Below are 232 nucleotides of genomic sequence, written 5' to 3'. Positions count from 1 at the left end.
GTAAACACCAATTCACCGGCATAAGGGTGGCGTGGATGGACAGGTAACTGTGTGCATTCTTCGGCCAATTGGCGGATCTGATCCATCTGACTGAAATCCAAGCCGGGATCGATACCCTGCGAATATAAATTCAATGCCAAGGTCACTAAGTCGACATTACCGGTTCGCTCGCCATTACCAAACAAACAGCCTTCCACGCGATCGGCACCGGCCATTACGGCCAGTTCCGCTG

1 pseudogene is annotated in these 232 nt (G+C 52.2%); it reads right to left on the bottom strand.

The window, feature by feature from the left end:
- Positions 1–232: pseudogene (locus B3O33_RS08920) on the bottom strand (2-isopropylmalate synthase); the annotation flags it as partial.

The sequence above is a fragment of the Methylophaga sp. UBA1464 genome, assembly GCF_002325665.1.
Lineage (GTDB): Bacteria > Pseudomonadota > Gammaproteobacteria > Nitrosococcales > Methylophagaceae > Methylophaga.
This window is presented reverse-complemented; position numbering and strand designations above follow the sequence as displayed.